The sequence below is a fragment of the Pseudomonas sp. B37(2017) genome (genome assembly GCF_002112885.1).
In the GTDB taxonomy this organism is placed as follows: Bacteria; Pseudomonadota; Gammaproteobacteria; order Pseudomonadales; family Pseudomonadaceae; genus Aquipseudomonas; species Aquipseudomonas paraglycinae.
Map to the genome: position 1 here is coordinate 424,368 of NZ_NEIX01000002.1, position 21,086 is coordinate 445,453.

A 21,086-nucleotide genomic window follows, 5' to 3' on the forward strand; every position below is an offset into this window, starting at 1 on the left:
CAGCGATCATGACCGTCACAAAACCGGAAATCGTCATCACCTATTGCACGCAATGCCAGTGGCTGTTGCGCGCCGCGTGGCTGGCGCAGGAGCTGCTCAGTACCTTCGGCGACGATCTCGGCAAAGTGTCACTGGTGCCGGGCACCGGCGGGATATTCCACATCACCTGCAACGACGTGCAGATCTGGGAACGCAAGGCCGACGGCGGTTTCCCCGAAGCTAAGGTGCTCAAGCAGCGGGTGCGTGACCAGATCGACCCGGACCGCGACCTCGGCCACAACGACCGCAGTCAGTGAGAGGCGGCTTCGGCCGCGACGGTCTTCTTGTCGTTGCTGCCTGACATCCGGCTCGACACCACGATGGCGACGATGATCAGCGCACCGCCGATCAGCATGCGCAGGGTCGGATCTTCATCGAACAGCAGCCAGGCCACGGTAATCCCGTACACCGGCTCCATGGCGAACACCACCGCGGCGGTACGCGCCTTGATTACCGCGAGGCTGGCGACGAACAGGCTGTGGGCGACGCCGGTGCAGAACACCCCGAGCAGACCGATCCACAACCAGTCGATGGCCCGCACTTCGCTCAGTTGCGGCGCCGCCACCGGCAGCAGACACAACGCCACCACCACGTTCTGACACAGCGCCGCCTGCACCGCCGGGATGCGCCCGGAGCTGGCGCGGTTGGTCAGGGACAACAGGGAAAACAGCAGCCCGGACAGGATCGCCCAGAGCAGGCCGGTGGTCGCGCCGCTGGCCAGATCGAACGCCGGGGTCACCAGCACCAGTCCGACACTGACCAGCACCACCAGCACGATTTCGTTGATGCGGATGCGTTCGCGGAAGATCAGTCCTTCGAGGATCACCGTGAAGGCCGGGAAACTGGCGAAACCCAGGGTCGCAATGGCGACGCCCGCGACCTTGACCGCAATGAAGAAGCTCACCCAGTGCCCGGCCAGCAGCACACCGCTCAGGGCCAGTCGCCGCCAGTCGACGGCTTGCAGTTTCTGCCAGCCGCCCTGTTGGGCGAAGCGGGCGAAAAACGCCAGGGCCAGCACGGCAAACGCGGCGCGTCCGAACACGATGACGGCGGGCGTTGCGGCCGCGAGTTTGCCGAAGACGCCGGTCAGGCCGAACATCAGTGCGCCGATATGCAGGGCGCCGAGGGCGGTACGGGGAGTCATTGCAGTCCTTTTTCCAAACACGATTACAGGCACACATTGAAGCGTGTAACGGCCGAAAAGTCTGTCGGCAGGCTATCGACTTTTGTCGTCAGCCTCGCGTCGCAATTGTGTAGGAGAGGTGCCGAACTCACGCAGGACGGCGGCCGAAAACGCGCTTTGCGAGTTGTAGCCGACCCGGCTGGCCACTTCACCGACGGGCAGCGTGGTGTTGCGCAACAGCGCCACGGCTTTGTGCAGACGGCGACTGCGAATGTAGTCCATCGGTGTCTGCCCGCATTCGGCGACGAACCGCGCATGCAGCCGGGCGCTGGACAATCCGGCGACACGCGCCAGATCCGCCACTTGCAGCGGATAGGCCGCGTACTGCTCGATGTGCGCATCGAGTGCCGCGTAGGGCAGGCGGCGCGCGACGATCTCGGCGGGTGGCACGTGGTTCAGGCTCGCCAGCAACAACACCGCGCCTTGTTGCGCAATCAGCGGATCGTCCACTGGACTGTTCGCCAGCCAGTTGACCAATTGGCCTTGCCCGGCATCCAGCGACAACCGCGCGGCGTTGTCCAGCAGACGGCGGCTGGCATCGGCGTGATCGCCCAACGAGCGCGTCAGCCATTGTTCGTCGGGCACATCCAGCACCAGACAGCGGCTGCCCTTGGGACTGCCGCACGCGTGATGCGCGCCGGCGGGAATCACCACGAAACTCTGCTGCAATACCTGGCTGCCACGCCCTTCGACTTCGAAATCCAGCGCGCCGGACAGGCCGAACACCAGTTGCGCGTGGTCGTGGCTGTGGGCGATCAGGTCGTGGCTGTAATGGCGCAGGGTCAGGATCGGTTGCATGGCGGTCTCCGGGCGAGCCGCCAGTCTACACCGGCGCAGGGGCGGCGCGTTTGTCACACGACTGACGCATATCTGTCATGGTCGATTAACCGGGCGCGCGCAGAGTGGCGAAAACATCGCAGAGGGTTGCCCATGACCAGCGCCGAGCTCGCCAGACCCAGCCGTAAACAACGGGTTCGCACCCTGTGGATCTCCGACGTGCACTTGGGCACGCGGGATTGCCAGGCCGAGCATCTGTCGCAATTTCTCAAGGGCTATCACGCCGACAAGATCTACCTGGTCGGTGACATCATCGACGGCTGGAAACTGCGCGGCGGCATGTACTGGCCCCAGGCGCACACCAACGTGATTCGCCGTTTGCTGACCATGAGCAAGCGTGGCACGGAGGTGATTTACGTCACCGGCAACCATGACGAATTCCTGCGCCGCTATTCAAAGCTGATTCTGGGCAATATCCAGCTGGTCGACGAAGCGGTGCACGTCACCGCCGATGGCCGGCATCTGCTGGTGATTCACGGTGACCAGTTCGACGTGATCACCCGCTATCACCGCTGGCTCGCGTTCCTCGGCGATTCGGCCTATGAATTCACCCTGACCCTCAACCGCTGGCTCAATCACTGGCGGGCGAAATACGGTTACGGCTACTGGTCGCTGTCGGCCTATCTCAAGCACAAGGTGAAGACCGCGGTCAGCTTTATCAGCGACTTCGAGGAAGCCATCGCCCACGAATGCGTGAAGCGCGAGTTGCACGGCGTGGTCTGCGGACACATTCACCACGCCGAGATCCGCAAGGTCGGCGAGGTGGATTACCTCAACTGTGGCGATTGGGTGGAGTCATGCACGGCGCTGATCGAGCACTGGGACGGCACGATCGAGCTGTATCGCCTGGCGGATGCGCAGGCGCGGGAGGCCGAACTGAAAGCGGCGAAGGTTGCCGAGCTGGCTTAGGATCTCTGTGTTTTCGAAGGCCTCTTCGCGGGCTTGCCCGCGAAGAGGCCGGTACAGTCGACATCAAATTCAAGCGGGGGAGTGCTCTTCCATCGCCGCCTTGTAGATCGAGTTTTTCGGCTGGGCAAACAGCCTTTCCATCATCGGCTCAAAGAAGCTCAGCGGCAGGGTGTCGTACTCGGGGTCGAACGCAGCCGCGTCATATTTGGCGCAGAACTCTGCGGTCGCCAGAAACTGCGGATGGTCGCTGAATTGCTCGCGCAGGTGACGATCCATGCCCAGGTGATGGAAGAAGTAGTAGCCCTGGAAGATCCCGTGTTTTTCCACCATCCACAGGTTTTCGGCGCTGACGAACGGCTTGAGGATGGCGGCAGCGATGTCCGGGTGATTGTAGGAACCGAGGGTGTCGCCGATGTCGTGGAGCAGGGCGCAGACCACGTACTCTTCGTCGCGCCCGTCGCGAAAGGCACGGGTCGCGGTTTGCAGTGAGTGGGTCAGGCGATCCACCGGGAAACCGCCGAAATCGCCTTCGAGCAGTTTCAGGTGGGCCATGATCCGGCCCGGCAACTGACGGGCGTAGGCGCTGAAATCCGCCGCAATGATCGCCCAGTCGTCCTGTGTGCCGTCCTTCATGTGGGTGAAACGGGCAGTGGCATTCATCGGCAGTCCTCTTGGTCGGAATTTCTAGGACGGCACGCGGCCCAGGATCATGTCGCGGTACATGACGAAGTCGCCGAGCAGGCTGTAGAACGGATGCTGGAAGGTGGCCGGGCGGTTTTTCTCGAAAAAGAAATGGCCGGCCCAGGCAAAGCTGTAGCCCGCCAGTGGCAACGCAAGTAAAAGCAGCCAGGCGCCCTTGGCGATGGTCAGGGCGAGAATGAAGATCACCAGCGTCGTGCCGATGAAATGCAGGCGACGGCAGGTGCTGTTGCTGTGCTCGCTGAGGTAATACGGATAGAACTCGGCGAAGCTGTTGAAATGCTTGATGGTTTCCACGACTGCGATCTCTGTGGTTATTGTTCTGATTGCAAGTTGTTCGGCGGGTAGCTTATTTGAGTCTAGAGTGATCAATGGCGTCGGCCAGTGACAATCGGCGCCACTTTACTATCCTTGGGAAATCGGCCGTAGTATGCGGCTCACCATGTCATCCAAGAAAAAACGCCATGAGCGAACGAACGACTTCTGCAAGCTGGGCGATGGGGATTGTCAAAGCACTGGAAATGGACGGCCTGGATTGCCGGGTTTTGTTCAGACAGCTGGGGCTCGACTACGCGGCGCTGGAGGATCCGGACGCACGCTTCCCGCAGGACTCCATGACCCGACTCTGGCAACGGGCGGTCGAGTTGTCCGGCAATCCCGCCATCGGCCTGAACATGGGTAAGGTGGTGCGGCCGGCTTCGTTCCATGTCGCGGGCTATGCGCTGATGTCCAGCAATACGCTGGCGGAAGGTTTTCAGCGACTGGTGCGTTATCAGCGGATCATCGCCGAAAGTGCCGACCTGAGTTTTCGCCTGCTCGATGAAGGTTATGCGCTGATCCTGACGGTGCATGGCGATCATCTGCCGCCGACCCGGCAAAGTGCCGAAGCTTCGCTGGCCTGCGCGCTGGCGCTGTGCGGCTGGCTGACCGGGCGCACGCTGCATCCGCGCAAAGTGCTGGTGCAGGGCGATGAGCCGGATGATCTCGAACCCTACAAACAAGCCTTCCATGCACCGCTGGTGTTCAACGCGCCGTACGACGCGCTGATCTTCGAACGCGCCGACATGGAAGCGCCGCTGCCCACCGCCAACGAGGCGATGGCGTTGCTGCACGACCGGTTTGCCGGGGAGTATCTGGCGCGGTTTTCCGAAAGCCGCGTGACGCACAAGGCGCGTCAGGTGTTGTGCCGCTTGCTGCCGCAAGGCGAACCCAAGCGCGATGCGGTGGCGCAGACCCTGCACTTGTCCCAGCGTACCTTGCAGCGACGCTTGCAGGAGGAGGGCACCAGTTTTCAGCAGTTGCTCGACGACACTCGCCGCGAACTCGCCGAGCAATACCTGGCGCAGCCGAGCATGACCCTGCTGGAGATTGCCTATCTGCTGGGGTTTGCCGACCCGAGCAATTTCTTCCGCGCCTTCCGCCGCTGGTTCGACACCACGCCCGGCGATTACCGGGCGCGGTTGCTGGAAGCGCCGAACGCGATCAGTGACGCCAGAACGCCGGAATACACAGTACAAACACCGTAATGATCTCCAGTCGGCCGAGCAGCATGCCGAACGACAGAATCCACTTGGCCGCATCCGGCAGGCTGGCGAAGTTGCCGGCCGGGCCGATAGTCTCGCCCAGGCCTGGGCCGACGCCGGACACGGTGCTGGCGGCGCCGGTCAACGCCGTCATCCAGTCCACGCCCAACAGCGACAGCAGCAGGGCGATCACGCAGATGGTGATGGCGAAGAAGAACGAAAAGGTCAGAATCGAACGGACGATCTCTTCGTCGAGTCGATGACCGTTGTACTTCTGCTTGATCACCGCACGCGGGTGAATCAACTGGTTAAGGTTGGCCTTGAGCAAAATGTAGGCGACCTGGAAACGGAAGATCTTGATTCCGCCCGCCGTCGAACCGGAACAGCCACCGACGAAGCCCAGATAGAAGAACAGCATCAGCGAAAAGTTGCCCCACAGGCTGTAGTCCCCCAGTGCAAACCCCGTGGTAGTGACCACCGACGTCACGTTCAGCGCCACGTGGCGCAGGGCGTCCAGCCAATGCAGGTTGGTGGTCCACCAGTACCAGGTGCCGAGCACCAGCCAGGTCGCGAGCAGCATGCCGAGCAAGCCCTGCACCTGTTGATCCTTGATCAGCGCCCGGCGGTTGCCGCGCAGTGTCGCTACATACAGGGTGAACGGCAGGCTGCCGAGAATCATCACCACCACCGCGACCCAGTGCACCGCCGGTTGCGTCCACTTGGCCAGGGACTGGTCGGAGGTCGAGAACCCGCCGGTGGAAATCGCCGACATCGCGTGGTTGATCGCATCGAACGGGCTCATCCCGGCCCACCAGAACGCCAGGCTGCCGAGAATCGTGATGCCGACGTACGCCGCCACGATCAGCCGCGCCACCATGTGCGAGCGGGGCATGACCTTTTCCGAGCGGTCCGAGGATTCCGTCTGGAACAGCCGCATGCCACCGATGCGCAGCAGCGGCAGGATCGCCACCGCCATGCCGATGAAGCCGATGCCGCCGATCCAGTGCAGCAGCGAGCGCCACATCAGAATGCCGGGGGACATGTCGTCCAGATGGTTGAGCACGGTCGAGCCGGTGGCCGTGATGCCGGACATGCTTTCGAAGAACGAGTCGGTGTAGCTGATGTGCTGGGTCAGCAAAAACGGTAGCGCGGCGAAAATGCACACCACCAGCCAGCTGCTGACGGTTAACAGATACATGTCCCGGGGGCGCAGGTGAATGTGTTCCGGGCGTCCGGGAATCACCAGCGCGAGGCCGGCGACGAAGGTGATCATGCTCGCCCAGAGGAACGACGGCAGATCGCCGGTGCGCTCGAAAATCACCAGGGTGGCCATGGGCACGACCATGGCGATGGCCAGGGTGATCAGGAAGATGCCGATGATGAAACCAATGATCCGTAAGGTCGGCAACGCCATGAAGTCCGCTCGGGCTGATGTGGGAAGGGCGCCATTCTACCTGCGGTGCAAGGCATGTAAACCGACGCGTCTGGATCACTTGCAGCTAGAATAGCCGGACATTTTTTTCAGGAGGTGGCCGATGCAGGCTCTCGACGCTTTGCTCAACCGTGTTTCCGTTCCACGACTGATCGATCCGGCCCCCACCGCCGAACAGCGCGAAGTGCTGTTTGCCGCCGCGACCCGCGCACCGGATCACGGCCATTTGCAGCCGTATCGCTTCCTGACCGTCGAAGGCGCGGCGCGTGAGCAGATGGGCGAGTTGCTGGCCGAAGCTGCAAAAATGCAGGAAGGCGAAGTCACCGAAGCGATGATCGACAAGGCCCGCAACGGCCCGCTGCGGGCGCCGCTGGTGGTCGTGGTCATCGCCAAATTGCAGGATCACGTCAAATACCCTAAGGCCGAGCAACTGCTGGCGGCGGGCTGTGCGGCGCACGGGATTCTATTGGCGGCTTACGCGCAGGGAATTGGCGCGGTGTGGCGTACGGGTGATCTGGCGTATTCGAAACATGTCGCCAAGGGTTTGGGCCTGACGGATGACGAAGAGGTGATTGCGTTCCTCTACCTCGGCACGCCGCAGAAAGAACCGCGGGTGGCCGAGAAGGTTGATCTGGCGGAGTTTGTCAGTGCCTGGTCGGGTAAAGCCTGACTCCATCAGGGCTGAACAACAGCCCCAGGCTCCAGCGGTAACTCAAGACTGGCCACAAACCCGCCCTGCGGGTGATTGGCCAGCACCAGCGTCCCGCCATGCCGCTCCGCCGCCCGCCGGGCTATCGCCAGCCCCAGGCCATGGCCCGCAGCGGTCTGCCCCGGCGCTCGATAAAACGGTTCGCCCAACTGGCTCAGATGCTCGGCCTGCACCCCCGGCCCATGGTCACGCACGCTGACCACGATCCGCTCGCCCTGACGTGACGCCTGCATTTCAATCGACTGCCCGACCGGGTTGAAGCGCTGGGCGTTGCGCAGCAGGTTGTCCACGGCGCGCTCGATCATGGTCGGCCAGCCTGTCAGATTGAGCGCAGGCTCGGCCTCCAGACGCACGGTCTGCTCTGGCGAGCCCAGCTGCGCGTCCTTTTGCAGGGTGGCGAGCAAGGCATTCAGATCCACGTCTTCGGCGCTGGCGTTGTCGGCATCGACCCGCGCCAGTACCAGAATTTCACTGATCAACGCTTCCAGCCGATCACACTCGCGGGTCAGGCGCGGCCAGAGCTTTTCCCGTTCTTCCGGGCTTGCACGCTCGGCCAGTGCCAGCGCGATGCGCAGTCGGGCCAGCGGTGAACGCAACTCGTGGGAGACGTCGCGCAGCAACTGGCGCTGACTGCCGATCAGGCTTTGCAGGCGGGCGCCCATGCGGTTGAAGTCGTTGGCCAGCACGCCGAATTCATCGCGGCGGTTGGCCAGTTGCGCCAGGCTGTTCTGTTGATAGGTGGTCTGGCCGAGGTCATGCACCGCGCCGCGCAGGCGACTGAGCGGGCGAGTGATGGAAAACGTCACCAGCAGGCTGAACAGGGTCAGCACTACCAACGCAATGCCCAGCGCACTCAACGGCCAGAGCAGGCTTTCGCGGTGCCAGGCGTCGAGTTCCGGGTGCGGGATGCGGTAGATGAAGAGGTAGGTGTCGCCGCTTTTGTCGCTGGTGAATTCGTCGGTCAGGCGACGCCAGGGCAGGCGTCGGTCATCGTTGTTCTGCCGCGCCTCGAAGGCGGCCGCGCGACGGGGGAAGGTGCCGCGCACCACCGGGTCGCCGCTTTCGTTCAGCACTTGCACGTCGATGTGGTATTGGCGCTTGCGCTGTTCGAGGATGTCCTGGGCGGCATCTTCGCCCTGGGCTTCGTAGGTCTGCGTCCACTCCGCGGCCAGGGTGTTGAGGCCCGGATGGCGGCTGAGGATCCACGCGTCCTGGTTGAGCATGTGCCCCAGCAGAATGGAAAGCCCTGCAACCAGAGCGATGGCCAGCCAGAAGCTGGCGAGGATACGCCAGAACAATGAACGCACAGAAAATCCTCAAACAAAAACAAATCCAATGTGGGAGCGGGCTTGCTCGCGAATGCGGGGTGTCAGTCACTGATGATGTCGACTGAAACTCCCTCTTCGCGAGCAAGCCCGCTCCCACATTTGAATTGAGTGGCAACAGATCCGACGGCGTTTAGCCGTCGGATCCGGGGTTACTGCATTATTGCGCCTTTTGTGGCTGTTGCGCTTTCCAGGCTTTGAACTCGGCCCATTCGGCGCGACGCTCGGCCTGTTTCTTCTGGATCTCGTCGAATTTCTTCTGTTGATCCGGTTTCAACACGGCGCGGACATCGGATTCGGCTTTCTTGTGATTGGCCGCCATCTCGTCCTTCATGGCTTTCTGGTCGGCTGGCGAGAGTTTCTCCAGGTATTTGTCGACCGTCTGCTTACGCTCGTGCATCTGCTCGCCCATGATCTTGCGGATCTGCTCGCGCTGTTCGCGGGACAGGTCCAGCTGGCTGTACGGGCCTTTGCCGTGCATGCCGTGCATCTGACCGCCATGGCGCGGGCCGTCCAGCGGGCCACCCATCGGGCCGCCATCCTGTGGCATGGCCATGGCGACGGTCGGCAGGGCAGCGGCAAACATCAGAGCGATAAGAGTCTTGCGCATGGTGAATCTCCTTTGTCTCGTTCCCGGTACGTTCCGGATGAGTACAGATTACGGAGATCAAGGTCAGCGGCGGTCAGCGCTGTGTAAAGCTTGGGTAAACACGTTTTCGCGCCGACCTGACAAAACTTACAGACGATCAGAGGCTGTAGTAGTAGCCACGGCTGCGCAGGGCGACGATGCGCGGGCGCCCGTCGGGGTGCGGGCCGATCTTTTTGCGCAGGTTGCTGACGTGCATGTCCAGGCTGCGGTCGTACAGCGTCAGCTTGCGGCCGAGGGCGATCTGCGCCAGTTCCTGTTTGTCCAGCGGCTCGCCCGGTTGCTTGAGCAGGGCTTCGAGCAGGCGGCTTTCGGAGACGGTGAGGGTGAATTCCTTTTCGTCGATGCTGACCACGCCGCGCACCGGGCTGAAGCTCAGGTCGCCCAGCTCCAGCTGGGTCGACACGGCGGCCGGATGACTGCGGCGCAGCACGGCGCGCAGGCGGGCGGTCAGTTCGCGCGGATCGCAGGGTTTGGCCAGGTAATCGTCGGCGCCCAGTTCCAGGCCGAGGATCCGGTCCAGCGGTTCGCCCCGGGCCGAGAGCATCAGCACCGGCAGGTCGGCATGATCGCTGCGCAGTTGCTTGAGCAGTTCCAGACCGCTGCCGTCGGGCAGCATCACGTCCAGCACCACGGCCGCCGGCGCGGTTTCGGCCAGCGCCTTGCGGGCGCTCTGACCATCGTGGCAGGCCCGGACCTGAAAGCCTTCCTGGCTCAGCCAGCTACTCAGGAGTTCGCACAACTCCTGGTCATCATCAATCAGTAACAGCTCGCTCATGACTCACTCAATTTAGCCATTGCCGACGTTTTCGGCTTGCTCCACTGGCAAAGATACCGCAGAGCAGCGCCAATAGCGCTACCCCGGCCCCGGTGACGAACCATTGCTGCTGTTCGGTCAGCAGGCGCGGCAGCGGGCTGGCCTGGGCTTCCTTGAGTTGCAGCTTCAGACGCTGGTTCTCCTGGCGCAACCGGGCGAGCTGGGCGCTTTCGCGGGTGTTGTCGGCACTTTGCAGTTGTTTGCTCAGTTCTTCCCGTTGCTGCTCACTGGCCTTCAGGCGCTGCTGTAACTCGGTGATCTGACTGCCGGCGCTCAACGACAGCGGTGTGGAGCTGCCGCCTTCATTGCTTTCTTCACCATGGGCGGGCGCCACGATCGACAACGTGACCAACATCAGACACAACGGACCCTTGCGCATCGCGACTCCTGTTTCCAAATGGATATTGGGCAGGTTGTCGGCCGGCAAACGAGAATAATGAGCGATTGAGAACGCGATGAACCGACAAGGTTCATCGCGTAGGGGTATTGGCGGGGGAGGTTACGGCAGGACTTGCTTGAACGGCTTGACGATCACGTTGGCGTAGACGCCGGCGGCGATGTACGGGTCGGCATCGGCCCAGGCTTGCGCCGCGCTCAGGGAGTCGAATTCGGCAACGATCAGGCTGCCGCTGAAACCTGCTGCGCCAGGGTCATTGCTATCGACCGCCGGGTGCGGGCCGGCCAGTACGATGCGGCCTTCGCCCTTGAGCACTTGCAGGCGTTCAAGGTGTGCCGGGCGCGCAGCGAGGCGGGCTTCCAGGGAATTGGCGACGTCGGTGGCAATGATGGCGTAGAGCATGTCAGTCCTCGGTTTTTGGCGTTGTGGTATCGGCGTCGTGCAGGTGACGGGACAGGTAGATGCCCTGAGCGACCAGGAACAGCACGGTCAAGCCCAGGCTGCCGAACACCTTGAAGTCCACCCAGTAGTCCTGGAAGGTGAAGGCGACGAACAGGTTGGCGGCCCCGCAGAACAGGAAGAAACCGATCCAGGCGATGTTCAGTCGGGTCCAGACCGGATCCGGCAGGGCCAGCGCGTGACCCATGATGCGTTTGATCAGCAGGCGGTCACCGATGAAATGGCTGCCGATGAAGGCCAGGGCGAACAGCCAGTTGACCACCGGGGCTTTCCATTTCAGGAAGGTTTCGCTGTGAAAGGCCAGGGTCAGGCTGCCGAACACGAGGCAGGCGACCAGCGTCAGCCACTGGCTCTTCTCCAGATTGCGCTGCTTGATGAAGATCGCGCCGTACACCACCAGGGAGCTGATGATCAGCACGGCGGTTGCACTGTAAATGCCGCCGACCGTCAGTTCATGGCCGGCAACGTCGACGGTGCGTGGATCGAGTTTGTAGACGATGAAGAACAGCAGAAGCGGGATGAAATCGATGAATTGTTTCACAGTGAGAGCCAGAAGCTGGATGTGGCGGCATAATAACAAACATATGGGCGCGCGATAGCGCCAGCTGATTTGAGGTTACACATCCCCGTGAATGTTGATTTGCACTGCCACAGCACGGCCTCCGATGGCGCCCTGGCGCCTGCGGCACTGGTTGCGCGTGCGTTCGAGAACGGCGTGCGAGTCCTGGCCCTGACCGATCACGACACCCTCGAAGGCCTCGCCGAAGCGCGCACGGCCGCCGAGGCGCTGGGCATGCAACTGGTCAACGGCGTCGAGTTGTCCTGCACCTGGGGCGGGGCGACCATTCACGTGCTCGGCTACGGTTTCGACGTCAACGCCGCACCGTTGGTCGAGGCGATTGCGCAGTTGCACGACGGCCGCTGGCTGCGGTCTGAGGAAATAAGTCGCAAGCTCGCCCTCAAGGGTATGCCGAATGCGCTCGACGGCGCGCGGCAGATCCAGCAGGAACTGGGCGACAGCGGCAACGCGCCGGCCCGCCCGCATTTCGCCGACTGGATGGTGCGTGAAGGTTTTGTAAAGGATCGCGCCGAGGCGTTTCGCAAATGGCTCGGCGCCGGCAAGCTGGGGGACGTCAAGCAACACTGGCCGACCCTCGAAGACACCGTCGGCACGCTGCGCGCCGCCGGCGCCTGGGTCAGCCTGGCGCATCCGTGGCACTACGATTTCACCCGCAGCAAGCGCCGAAAGCTGATTGCCGACTATATTCAAGCAGGCGGGCATGCGATCGAAGTGGTCAACGGTCACCAGCCTGCGGAACAGGTGGGCATCCTGGCAATCCTTGCCCGTGAGTTCGGTCTGCTGGTCAGCGCCGGCAGTGATTTCCATGGCCCTGGTGGCTGGTCCGAGATCGGCCAGTACCGGCCGGTGCCGGAGGACCTTCCACCCCTGTGGTGTCGGTTCAAACATGACACAGTTATTGCCGCCGTCTGAACAGGTAGAGAATGTGAGTCAATTTTTCCAGATTCATCCGGAAAACCCGCAAGCGCGCCTGATCAAACAGGCGGTCGAGATCATCCGCAAGGGCGGGGTGGTGGTCTATCCCACGGACTCTTCCTACGCAATCGGCTGCCAGATTGGCGACAAGAACGGCATCGAGCGCGTTCGACGCCTGCGTCAGCTCGACGAAAAGCACAACTTCGCGCTGATCTGCAGCGACCTGTCGCAACTGGGCAACTACGCCAAGATCGACACCGGGACCTTTCGAATCCTCAAAGCCCACCTGCCGGGCCCGTACACCTTCATTCTCAACGCCACCCGCGAAGTGCCGCGTCTGTTGCTGCATCCGAAGAAACGCACTATCGGTCTGCGGGTGCCGAGCCATCCCATCGCATTGGCGCTGCTGGCCGAACTGGGCGAGCCGCTGATGAGCGTGACCCTGATCATGCCGGGCGAAGAAGATCCGCTGAGCGACCCGTACGAAATGCGCCAGTTGCTCGAGCATCAGGTCGACCTGATCATCGACGGCGGTTTTGGCGGCATCAAGGCCTCCACCGTGATCGACCTCACGGGCGATGATCCGGAAGTGATCCGCGTCGGTTGCGGCGATCCTGCGCCATTCATGGTCGAGGCCTGAATGTCCGCAGTGGAAACCGTTGATCCCCAGGCCGGTGCCCAGCAGGAACTGCCGTTTGCCATGGTCTATGGCCAGGCGGTCACGGAAATGCCGCTGGACCTGTACATTCCGCCCGACGCGCTGGAAGTCTTCCTCGAAGCCTTCGAAGGCCCGCTCGACCTGCTGCTGTACCTGATCCGCAAACAGAACATCAACATCCTCGACATCCCGGTGGCGGAAATCACCCGCCAGTACATGGGCTATGTCGAGCTGATGCAGTCGGTGCGTCTGGAACTGGCTGCCGAATACCTGGTGATGGCCGCGATGCTGGCCGAGATCAAGTCGCGGATGCTGCTGCCCCGTGCCGAAACCGTCGAGGACGAAGAGGACGACCCGCGCGCCGAACTGATCCGCCGCCTGCAGGAGTACGAACGGTTCAAGGCTGCCGCCGAAGGCATCGATGGCCTGAGCCGGGTCGGCCGCGACGTGATCGTGCCCAAGCTCGATGCCCCGGAAGCCCGCGCGCGCAAGCTGTTGCCCGATGTGGCGCTGGAAGAAATCCTGATGTCCATGGCCGAAGTGCTGCGCCGGGGCGACATGTTCGAAAGCCATCAGGTCAGCCGCGAGGCGCTGTCCACCCGCGAGCGCATGAGCGACGTGCTGGAGCGGCTCAAGGGCGGCGGGTTTGTGCCGTTCGTCGAGCTGTTCACCGCCGAAGAGGGCAAGCTCGGCGTGGTGGTGACCTTCATGGCGATCCTTGAACTGGTCAAGGAATCCCTGATCGAGCTGGTGCAGAATGAGCCGTTCGCCGCGATCCACGTGCGAGCCCGAGCCGAATAACGAGTCCCGATATGAACCTGACTGAACCCCGCGAGCTGGCGTCCCTGCTTGAAGCCTTTCTGTTGGCCTCGGGAAAGCCGCAATCCCTCGAACGCCTCTATGAACTGTTCGAAGAGGGCGAACGCCCGGAACCGCCGGTCTTCAAGAAAGCCCTGACGCTGCTCGGCAAGTCCTGCGAAGGGCGGGCGTTCGAGCTCAAGGAAGTCGCCTCCGGCTATCGGCTGCAAATCCGCGAGAAGTTCGCGCCGTGGGTCGGTCGTTTGTGGGAAGAGCGCCCGCAGCGCTATTCCCGGGCGCTGCTGGAAACCATGGCGCTGATCGCCTATCGCCAGCCGATCACTCGGGGCGAGATCGAGGATGTGCGGGGTGTGGCGGTCAATACCAACATCGTCAAGACGCTGATCGAGCGCGAGTGGATCCGCATCGTCGGTTACCGCGACGTGCCGGGCAAACCGGCGATGTTCGCCACCACCAAGGCGTTTCTCGATCACTTCAACCTGAAAAACCTCGACGACCTGCCGCCGTTGGCCGAATTGCGCGAGATCGAGGCCGATCCAGTGCTCGACTTCGACGACGCCCCCGTGCCACCGGGCTTGCAGGAACTGGCCGACGCCAGCGCCGAGCCGGAAGAGCCGAAGGAGGAAACCAGTTTCCACACCCTGCTGCTGGAACTGGACAGCATGGAGGAGGGGATCAAGACCGACTTCGACGACTTGCTGCGTGACGGGCTGGGCGGCGAGTCGATGCCGACCGGGGTTGAGTCCGATCCGGTCGAGTCGCCGGTTGAGGATGAGTTCGAAACTGAATTTGAGCCTGAATTGGAGCATGAGCCTGAATTTGAGCCCGAGCAGGAAGACGATGTGCTCGGCGTGGCCGAAGCCCGGGAAAAACTGCTGGCCGCCGTCGCCCGTCTCGAACAGCCCGCTCCGGAACCAGTCGTAGAAGAAGAGCTAAGCGAAGAAGAAGCCGAGGCCCGCGCCTTGGCCGAAGCCATTGAAGCCGAACGCCGCGAGTTCGAGGATTGAGCATGAGCTCGACCAAAGACCCGTGCATCAGCGTCTGCAAGTTCAGCGACGACATCTGTCTGGGCTGCGGCCGCAGCAAGCGCGAGATCCGGGCCTGGAAGAAACTCGACAAGGACGACAAGCGCACCGTGCTGGCCGAAGCCGCGCTGCGTCTTATCAAGCTCGGGGCCACCGGTCGGCGGAAAAAGAAATAACCTTGCCCTGATCGACTAGTCTCTGATGCGCGCGCGGCCACATCCGCGTATGATTCGCGACCCTTCGGCGATCCCTTCGCCCGAAAACCCAGATTTCAACGCTTCAGCGGCTCATTCAGCGCCGCTGAACAGACCACACCGGGAGGTGCCCAGATGAGTGACATCAATCAGAAAGACGACCAGGAAATCGGCCCAGCAGGCGAAAAGCTGCAGAAAGTCCTCGCCCGTATCGGCGTCGGCTCGCGCCGTGATGTCGAATCCTGGATCGCTGCCGGCCGCATCAAGGTCAATGGCAAAGACGCCACCTTGGGCCTGCGTGTCGACATGCACGACGCCATCACCATTGATGGCAAGGTCATCAAGCGTGAAGAAGCCGCCGAGTCGGTTCGCCGCGTGATCATGTACAACAAGCCCGATGGCGAGATCTGCACCCGTGACGACCCGGAAGGCCGTCCGACCGTGTTCGACAAGCTGCCGCGTCCGAAAGAAGGCCGCTGGATCAACATCGGTCGTCTCGACATCAACACCACCGGTCTGCTGATGTTCACCACCGACGGTGAACTGGCCAACCGTCTGATGCACCCGTCCTACGAGATGGACCGTGAGTACGCGGTGCGTGTGCGTGGCGAAGTCGACGACGAAATGATCGAGCGCCTGAAGGCTGGCGTTGTGCTGGAAGACGGCCCGGCGCGTTTCACCGACATTCAACAGGCACCGGGCGGCGAAGGCTTCAACCACTGGTATCACTGCGTGGTGATGGAAGGCCGTAACCGTGAAGTACGTCGTCTGTGGGAATCCCAGGGCCTGGTGGTCAGCCGCCTGAAGCGCGTGCGTTTCGGTCCGGTGTTCCTCAACTCCGACCTGCCGATGGGCCGCTGGCGCGAAATGAGCCAGTACGAAGTCGACGTACTGAGCGCCGAAGTCGGCCTGACCCCGGTGGCCATGCCGCAACTGAACGCCAAGAGCAAAGACAAGCTCGACCGCATGCAGCGCAAGTCGTCGCGTCCGATGGCCCGTACCGAGCGCGTGCGCACCCTGCGTCCGGCCAACGGTGCACCGATTGGCGCCGGTCCGCGTCCGGTCCGCGAGCCGCAGATCGAAGGCGAGCGTCCAGGTCGCAAGCCGGCAGCGCGTCCGGATGGCGAGCGCGGCCCACGCACTCCGCGTCCGGCCAACGGCCGTACCGAGCGGGGCGAAGGTCGCGGTACGCCGGTGGCGGATCGTCCAGTCGACACCAAGCGTCCGTCCAAGCCGGCGCCGAAGCGTCCAGGCATCAAGCTGGCTGACGATGACAAGCCGTCGGGCAAGCGCCGTGGCGCACCGGCCGGTTCCGGCCAGCGTCCGGGTTTCGGTCGCAAGAAGCCGGAATAACGCGGTTGTAAGCTTCAAGCGGCAAGCTTCAAGCTGAAAACAGAAACGCCAACCTCAGGGTTGGCGTTTTTTTTTGGACTTTTTATTTCTATTTTTTGGGCGTGTTTTTCTTGTTTTAAAACAAAAAACTTAACGCCTTTCAAATAGTTAGCCAGCTAACGTCAATTACCGGACGGCGCTTCGATGGGTCTGGAGTGGAAACTTTACGTTACGCACTGTCAGTGAATATTTACGAAAAAGCCGTCGCAGTCCCGTGAATCGGGTGCCTTTGTCAGGCTGTAAGGAAAATCTGCCGGAGCCAGGCCCGCCGGGCCTTGCGCAGCGCTCTGGCGCGCTTGTTTCAGCGTCGTTTGGAAGGTGAGATGCGCTGCATGCCTGTCGTGCAGGTGCATAACAAGAAGGAGGCGCAATGAACGCCGTTATCCAATTTCACTTCTCCACGTGGGGCGGATTTTCCATCGCCCACGCCGATGGCCTGCAAAGGCCTGACTCAATTTTTGCAGCCGCCCGGGCCTCCCGGGGTGGACACATGCAATCCCGGCAACCGACACGCTGATCCGGCGAGGTCTGGCAGCAGGGGGTTAGCGGTGTACAATGCGCCGCGTTTTAACTGTGACCCTCTGCGTAATCGCGCAAACCTCAAGGTTTATCCGCCTTGTTCACTCCGCCGCGTCACAAGCGTGTCGGGTTCGATTTCGTCACAGATAAAAACAAACAGGTGACGCATGACCGTTGTAAAAAAGCTGAATTCCTGGTGCCTGCGCTGGGGTTTGATCAAGGTTGGCTGAAATCGCAACCTTGCAGCAACGTCTACTGAACATCATCAAACCTTGCGTGAGACCTTTTTCATGAGTGGACAAAACTCGCAATCAGGCGAGCTGAAACGCGGCCTGAAAAATCGCCATATTCAACTGATCGCCCTCGGTGGCGCGATCGGTACCGGATTGTTCCTCGGCTCGGCCGGGGTGCTGAAATCCGCCGGCCCGTCGATGATCCTCGGCTATGCCATCTGCGGCTTCATCGCCTTCATGATCATGCGCCAGCTCGGCGAAATGATCGTCGAAGAGCCGGTGGCCGGTTCCTTCAGTCATTTCGCACACAAATACTGGGGCGGTTTCGCCGGCTTCCTGTCGGGCTGGAACTGCTGGATCCTGTACATCCTGGTGGGCATGTCGGAGCTGACCGCAGTCGGCAAGTACATCCACTACTGGGCGCCGGAGATCCCGAGCTGGGTCACCGCCGCCGCGTTCTTCGTGCTGATCAACGCGATCAACCTGGCCAACGTCAAAGTCTTCGGTGAAGCCGAATTCTGGTTCGCGATCATCAAGGTCGTGGCAATCGTCGGCATGATCGCCCTGGGTAGCTACCTGCTGGTCAGCGGCCATGGCGGCCCGCAGGCTTCGGTCAGCAACCTGTGGTCCCACGGAGGCTTCTTCCCGAACGGTGTGAGCGGTCTGGTGATGGCCATGGCGATCATCATGTTCTCCTTCGGCGGTCTGGAGATGCTCGGTTTCACCGCAGCCGAAGCCGACAAGCCGAAAACCGTGATCCCGAAAGCGATCAACCAGGTGATCTACCGGATCCTGATTTTCTACATCGGCGCACTGGTGATCCTGCTGTCGCTGACCCCATGGGACAGCCTGCTGGAAACCCTCAACGCTTCCGGCGATTCCTACAGCGGCAGCCCGTTCGTGCAGGTGTTCTCGATGCTCGGCAGCAACACCGCTGCGCACATCCTCAACTTCGTGGTTCTGACCGCGGCATTGTCGGTGTACAACAGCGGCACCTACTGCAACAGCCGCATGCTGCTGGGCATGGCCGAGCAGGGTGATGCACCGAAAGCGCTGGCGAAGATCGACAAGCGCGGCGTGCCGGTGCGTTCGATCCTGGCCTCGGCGGCCGTGACTCTGGTGGCGGTGCTGCTCAACTACCTGATCCCGCAACACGCGCTGGAACTGCTGATGTCGCTGGTGGTTGCAACGCTGGTGATCAACTGGGCGATGATCAGCTTCTCGCACTTCAAGTTCCGCCAGCACATGAACAAGACCCACCAGAAGCCGCTGTTCAAGGCGCTGTGGTACCCGTACGGCAACTACATCTGCCTGGCGTTCGTCCTGTTTATTCTCGGCGTGATGCTGCTGATCCCGGGCATCCAGATCTCGGTGTACGCGATCCCGGTGTGGGTGGTGTTCATGTGGGTCTGCTACGTGATCAAGAACAAGCGCGGTGCACAACAGGCACTGCACGCGGCGAACGCTGCCAAGTAAGCGTCGCAACAAAAACAACAAACCCGGCCAAGTGCCGGGTTTTTTGTGCTTTCGCGGTATCCTGCGAGTTCTGAATACGGACGCTTTTCCATGCTGGTGATTTCCAACAACGTGCATCTGCCGGATGCCGAGATCGAACTGACGTACATCCGCGCCCAGGGCGCCGGTGGGCAGAACGTCAACAAGGTCTCCAGCGCCGTGCACCTGCGCTTCGACATTCCGGCCTCGTCCTTGCCCGAGTTCTACAAGGAGCGGCTGCTGGCGTTGCGCGACAGTCGCATTACCGGCGACGGCGTGCTGATCATCAAGGCCCAGCAGTACCGCACGCAGGAACAGAATCGCGCCGATGCGCTGGAGCGTTTGACCGAGTTGATTCTCAGCGCTACCAAGGTTGAAAAGAAGCGCCGGCCGACCAAGCCGACGCTGGGTTCAAAGAAGCGTCGGCTCGAGTCGAAAACCAAGCGCGGCAGCATCAAGGCCGGGCGCGGCAAGGTGGATTTCTAGTCTTCGCGGTACTTCGCCGTGTGGCGGTACAGGTAGACGCTCAGTGCCAGGCCGCTCAGCGCGGCGAGGGCGGCGAACAGGAAGATCGAGGCAAAACCGAAGCCCGCCGCAATGGCTCCCGCCAGCGGCCCGGTGATGCCCAGCGACAAGTCGATGAACAACGAATACGCCCCGACCGCCGCACCTCGACTGGAGGCTGGCACCAGGTTTACGGCTTCCACGCCCAGCGCCGGGAACACCAGTGAGAAACCGAAACCGCTCAATGCCGCACCGGCCAATGCCCAGTGCGCGTCCGGCGCGAGCCACAGCAACAGCAGGCCCAGGGTTTCCACCGACAGGCAGGCAATCGCCACACGAAAGCCGCCGAGGCGGTTAATCAAGTTGCCGAACAGCAGCCGCGCACCGATGAAGCTGGCGCCGAACAGGCTCAGGCACAGCACCGCGTTATCCCAGTGCTGCGTGGCGTAATACAGAGTGATGAAGGTGGCGATAGTGCCGAAACCGATCGAGCCCAGCGCCAGTCCGCAGCCGTGCGGGAAGACGCGACCGAGGACATGCATGAACGGCAGACGCTCACCAGCCACAATCGGCGCGGCGGTTTTCGGCCAGGCCAGCAACAGCCCCAGCGTGGCCAGCAACAGAATGCTCACGCCCATGCTCCACAAGCCAAAACGGCTGACCAGCCACACCCCCAGCGGCGCACCGACCGCCAGCGCACCGTAACTGGCGATGCCGTTCCACGAGATGACCTTGGCGGTGTTGGCGGCGCCGACGCGGCCGATCCCCCAACCGATCGAGCCTGAGCCGACCAGGCTTTCAGCGCTGCCCAGCACCAGACGGCCGACGAACAGGCTGATCAGGCTCAGCAGCGGCAGGTTGGGCGTCCACGCCGAAATCAGCATGAACACACCGCTCAAGCCACAACCGGCCAGACCAATCATCACTGCACGTTTGCTGCCCTTGTTGTCGATAATCTTGCCGGCATACGGGCGGCTGAGCAGCGTGGCAAGGTACTGCACGCTGATCACCAGCCCGGCGATGACCGCGCCGAAGCCCAGGTCGCTGTGCACATAACCTGGCAGCACCGCCAGCGGAATGCCGATGTTCAGGTAGCCGATGAAGGTGAACAGGACGATGGAAACGACTTGCAGCGTGACCGCCAGGGGGCGCTGGGGTTCTGGCATAGAGGACGACATGAATTACGATCCACGGGAAGAGCAGAATAGATAGGCTGCTCATGATACCGATGCGGACGCGTCTGGGGCGGGGAAAAGTAAAACTATTTGGCCGGGGCGACCAATTGCGTGGTGACCAGTGCGGCCAGCGCGTTTTCCTCGCTGCCGAAACGGGCGAGCAGGGCGGCCTGTTTCTCGGGCGAGAGACGGCTCCAGATCTCGATCATCTTCTCGGTGGCACCGATCAGGATCTCGGCCTGTTGTTCATCGAATTCTTTGGACATGGCAGCTCAGGTTTCAGGCAGTGTGGAAAGCGCATGTTAGCGCTTTCCACACGGTCTGTACGGCGGGTGTTGCTTACTCTTCGCTGTCGGCCGGACGGCTCTCGGCGGCTTCTTTCGGCTCGGGCTGTTGGGCACCGGCTTGTTGCGTGGTCGTCTGCTCAGTTTCGTGCAGGCTTGGGAAGGGGAGATTCGGAATCTCGTGCATGGTTGCGCTCCTCGCTAAGTCTGTTGATAGATCTGGTAGATCCGCGCTTTCAGAAAGCCTGCGAAGGATACAGCAGGAAAAGTGACAAACAGATTTTTAAATCCATTTGTTTCGACGGGCGGGATTGTCTAG

The 21,086-nt window shown here is 61.9% G+C and carries 26 protein-coding genes; 12 read left to right on the top strand and 14 right to left on the bottom strand.

Going from position 1 to position 21,086, the window contains the following annotated elements; all coding sequences use genetic code 11:
* The first annotated feature begins 8 nt into the window (after positions 1-8).
* Positions 9-296 carry a SelT/SelW/SelH family protein gene (locus tag CAF90_RS08515; RefSeq protein WP_085605697.1) on the top strand — a complete coding sequence of 96 codons (288 nt, stop codon included), beginning with the start codon at positions 9-11 and terminating at the stop codon, positions 294-296.
* Here the strand turns inward: CAF90_RS08515 and CAF90_RS08520 are convergent.
* Together CAF90_RS08520 and CAF90_RS08525 are read right to left on the bottom strand one after the other, a co-directional pair.
* Complete coding sequence (locus tag CAF90_RS08520; protein WP_085605699.1) at positions 290-1,183, bottom strand: DMT family transporter; 894 nt, start codon at positions 1,181-1,183, stop codon at positions 290-292. The two genes, CAF90_RS08515 and CAF90_RS08520, sit on opposite strands and share 7 nt — an antisense overlap.
* Positions 1,184-1,255: 72 nt before the next feature.
* Positions 1,256-2,020 (bottom strand): AraC family transcriptional regulator, encoded by a 765-nt coding sequence (locus tag CAF90_RS08525; protein ID WP_007958387.1) that lies wholly within the window; start codon positions 2,018-2,020, stop codon positions 1,256-1,258.
* Between the two features lie 132 nt (positions 2,021-2,152).
* Between CAF90_RS08525 and CAF90_RS08530 the strand changes: the two genes are divergently transcribed.
* The gene (locus CAF90_RS08530; protein ID WP_007958385.1) at positions 2,153-2,968 is read left to right on the top strand and encodes a UDP-2,3-diacylglucosamine diphosphatase; all 816 of its coding nucleotides are present in this window, start codon (positions 2,153-2,155) and stop codon (positions 2,966-2,968) included.
* Between the two features lie 69 nt (positions 2,969-3,037).
* Here the strand turns inward: CAF90_RS08530 and CAF90_RS08535 are convergent, their stop codons facing one another.
* Positions 3,038-3,628: an HD domain-containing protein gene (locus CAF90_RS08535; RefSeq protein WP_085605701.1), complete on the bottom strand. Its 591-nt coding sequence runs from the start codon at positions 3,626-3,628 to the stop codon at positions 3,038-3,040.
* A gap of 24 nt (positions 3,629-3,652) precedes the next feature.
* Positions 3,653-3,964, bottom strand: a complete 312-nt coding sequence (locus CAF90_RS08540) for a DUF962 domain-containing protein (protein ID WP_085605703.1) — start codon at positions 3,962-3,964, stop codon at positions 3,653-3,655.
* A gap of 167 nt (positions 3,965-4,131) precedes the next feature.
* On the opposite strand from CAF90_RS08540, the gene CAF90_RS08545 reads away from it, so the two are divergent.
* Positions 4,132-5,193 carry an AraC family transcriptional regulator gene (locus tag CAF90_RS08545; protein ID WP_218191705.1) on the top strand — a complete coding sequence of 354 codons (1,062 nt, stop codon included), beginning with the start codon at positions 4,132-4,134 and terminating at the stop codon, positions 5,191-5,193.
* Here the strand turns inward: CAF90_RS08545 and CAF90_RS08550 are convergent.
* Complete coding sequence (locus CAF90_RS08550) at positions 5,150-6,604, bottom strand: TrkH family potassium uptake protein (RefSeq protein WP_007958377.1); 1,455 nt, start codon at positions 6,602-6,604, stop codon at positions 5,150-5,152. The two genes, CAF90_RS08545 and CAF90_RS08550, sit on opposite strands and share 44 nt — an antisense overlap.
* Before the next feature lie 121 nt (positions 6,605-6,725).
* Between CAF90_RS08550 and CAF90_RS08555 the strand changes: the two genes are divergently transcribed.
* The gene (locus CAF90_RS08555) at positions 6,726-7,292 is read left to right on the top strand and encodes a nitroreductase family protein (protein ID WP_085605707.1); all 567 of its coding nucleotides are present in this window, start codon (positions 6,726-6,728) and stop codon (positions 7,290-7,292) included.
* A gap of 5 nt (positions 7,293-7,297) precedes the next feature.
* On the opposite strand, the gene CAF90_RS08560 is transcribed toward CAF90_RS08555, so the two are convergent.
* The 6 genes from CAF90_RS08560 to CAF90_RS08585 all read right to left on the bottom strand — a co-directional run bounded on the left by CAF90_RS08560 (position 7,298) and on the right by CAF90_RS08585 (position 11,516).
* A complete protein-coding gene (locus CAF90_RS08560; protein ID WP_085605709.1) occupies positions 7,298-8,638 on the bottom strand; it encodes a HAMP domain-containing sensor histidine kinase in 1,341 nt (446 codons plus the stop codon).
* 178 nt (positions 8,639-8,816) lie between these two features.
* Entirely contained in the window at positions 8,817-9,266 is a 450-nt protein-coding gene (locus CAF90_RS08565; protein ID WP_085605711.1) for a Spy/CpxP family protein refolding chaperone, read from the bottom strand.
* Between the two features lie 136 nt (positions 9,267-9,402).
* Positions 9,403-10,080: a response regulator transcription factor gene (locus CAF90_RS08570; protein ID WP_007958370.1), complete on the bottom strand. Its 678-nt coding sequence runs from the start codon at positions 10,078-10,080 to the stop codon at positions 9,403-9,405.
* A 7-nt stretch (positions 10,081-10,087) separates the two neighbouring features.
* On the bottom strand, positions 10,088-10,498 hold the full coding sequence (locus CAF90_RS08575; protein ID WP_085605713.1) for a translation initiation factor 2: 411 nt from the start codon (positions 10,496-10,498) through the stop codon (positions 10,088-10,090).
* A 120-nt stretch (positions 10,499-10,618) separates the two neighbouring features.
* Positions 10,619-10,918 carry a YciI family protein gene (locus CAF90_RS08580; RefSeq protein WP_011333002.1) on the bottom strand — a complete coding sequence of 100 codons (300 nt, stop codon included), beginning with the start codon at positions 10,916-10,918 and terminating at the stop codon, positions 10,619-10,621.
* A gap of 1 nt (position 10,919) precedes the next feature.
* Entirely contained in the window at positions 10,920-11,516 is a 597-nt protein-coding gene (locus CAF90_RS08585) for a septation protein A (RefSeq protein WP_085605715.1), read from the bottom strand.
* An 87-nt stretch (positions 11,517-11,603) separates the two neighbouring features.
* Between CAF90_RS08585 and CAF90_RS08590 the strand changes: the two genes are divergently transcribed.
* The 8 genes from CAF90_RS08590 to arfB all read left to right on the top strand — a co-directional run bounded on the left by CAF90_RS08590 (position 11,604) and on the right by arfB (position 19,290).
* Complete coding sequence (locus CAF90_RS08590; protein WP_085605717.1) at positions 11,604-12,467, top strand: PHP domain-containing protein; 864 nt, start codon at positions 11,604-11,606, stop codon at positions 12,465-12,467.
* A 13-nt stretch (positions 12,468-12,480) separates the two neighbouring features.
* Positions 12,481-13,110, top strand: a complete 630-nt coding sequence (locus CAF90_RS08595; protein ID WP_045121866.1) for an L-threonylcarbamoyladenylate synthase — start codon at positions 12,481-12,483, stop codon at positions 13,108-13,110.
* 120 nt (positions 13,111-13,230) lie between these two features.
* Positions 13,231-13,929, top strand: coding sequence for a ScpA family protein (locus tag CAF90_RS08600; protein WP_170844946.1), 699 nt, complete (start codon positions 13,231-13,233; stop codon positions 13,927-13,929).
* Positions 13,930-13,940: 11 nt separating this feature from the next.
* Complete coding sequence (scpB, locus tag CAF90_RS08605; RefSeq protein ID WP_085605719.1) at positions 13,941-14,954, top strand: SMC-Scp complex subunit ScpB; 1,014 nt, start codon at positions 13,941-13,943, stop codon at positions 14,952-14,954.
* Between the two features lie 2 nt (positions 14,955-14,956).
* Positions 14,957-15,148, top strand: coding sequence for a DUF1289 domain-containing protein (locus tag CAF90_RS08610; RefSeq protein ID WP_007958358.1), 192 nt, complete (start codon positions 14,957-14,959; stop codon positions 15,146-15,148).
* Positions 15,149-15,301: 153 nt separating this feature from the next.
* Complete coding sequence (gene rluB, locus CAF90_RS08615) at positions 15,302-16,519, top strand: 23S rRNA pseudouridine(2605) synthase RluB (RefSeq protein WP_085605721.1); 1,218 nt, start codon at positions 15,302-15,304, stop codon at positions 16,517-16,519.
* A gap of 848 nt (positions 16,520-17,367) precedes the next feature.
* Positions 17,368-18,786 carry an amino acid permease gene (locus CAF90_RS08620; RefSeq protein ID WP_085605723.1) on the top strand — a complete coding sequence of 473 codons (1,419 nt, stop codon included), beginning with the start codon at positions 17,368-17,370 and terminating at the stop codon, positions 18,784-18,786.
* A gap of 90 nt (positions 18,787-18,876) precedes the next feature.
* A complete protein-coding gene (gene arfB, locus CAF90_RS08625; protein ID WP_011333010.1) occupies positions 18,877-19,290 on the top strand; it encodes an alternative ribosome rescue aminoacyl-tRNA hydrolase ArfB in 414 nt (137 codons plus the stop codon).
* Here arfB and CAF90_RS08630 read toward each other — a convergent pair.
* From CAF90_RS08630 to CAF90_RS29715, 3 genes are all read right to left on the bottom strand, one after another.
* Positions 19,287-20,474, bottom strand: coding sequence for an MFS transporter (locus CAF90_RS08630; protein ID WP_162831796.1), 1,188 nt, complete (start codon positions 20,472-20,474; stop codon positions 19,287-19,289). The two genes, arfB and CAF90_RS08630, sit on opposite strands and share 4 nt — an antisense overlap.
* 95 nt (positions 20,475-20,569) lie before the next feature.
* Complete coding sequence (locus CAF90_RS08635) at positions 20,570-20,749, bottom strand: hypothetical protein (protein ID WP_007958348.1); 180 nt, start codon at positions 20,747-20,749, stop codon at positions 20,570-20,572.
* Between the two features lie 73 nt (positions 20,750-20,822).
* Positions 20,823-20,954: a hypothetical protein gene (locus CAF90_RS29715; protein ID WP_007958347.1), complete on the bottom strand. Its 132-nt coding sequence runs from the start codon at positions 20,952-20,954 to the stop codon at positions 20,823-20,825.
* Positions 20,955-21,086: the final 132 nt, after the last annotated feature.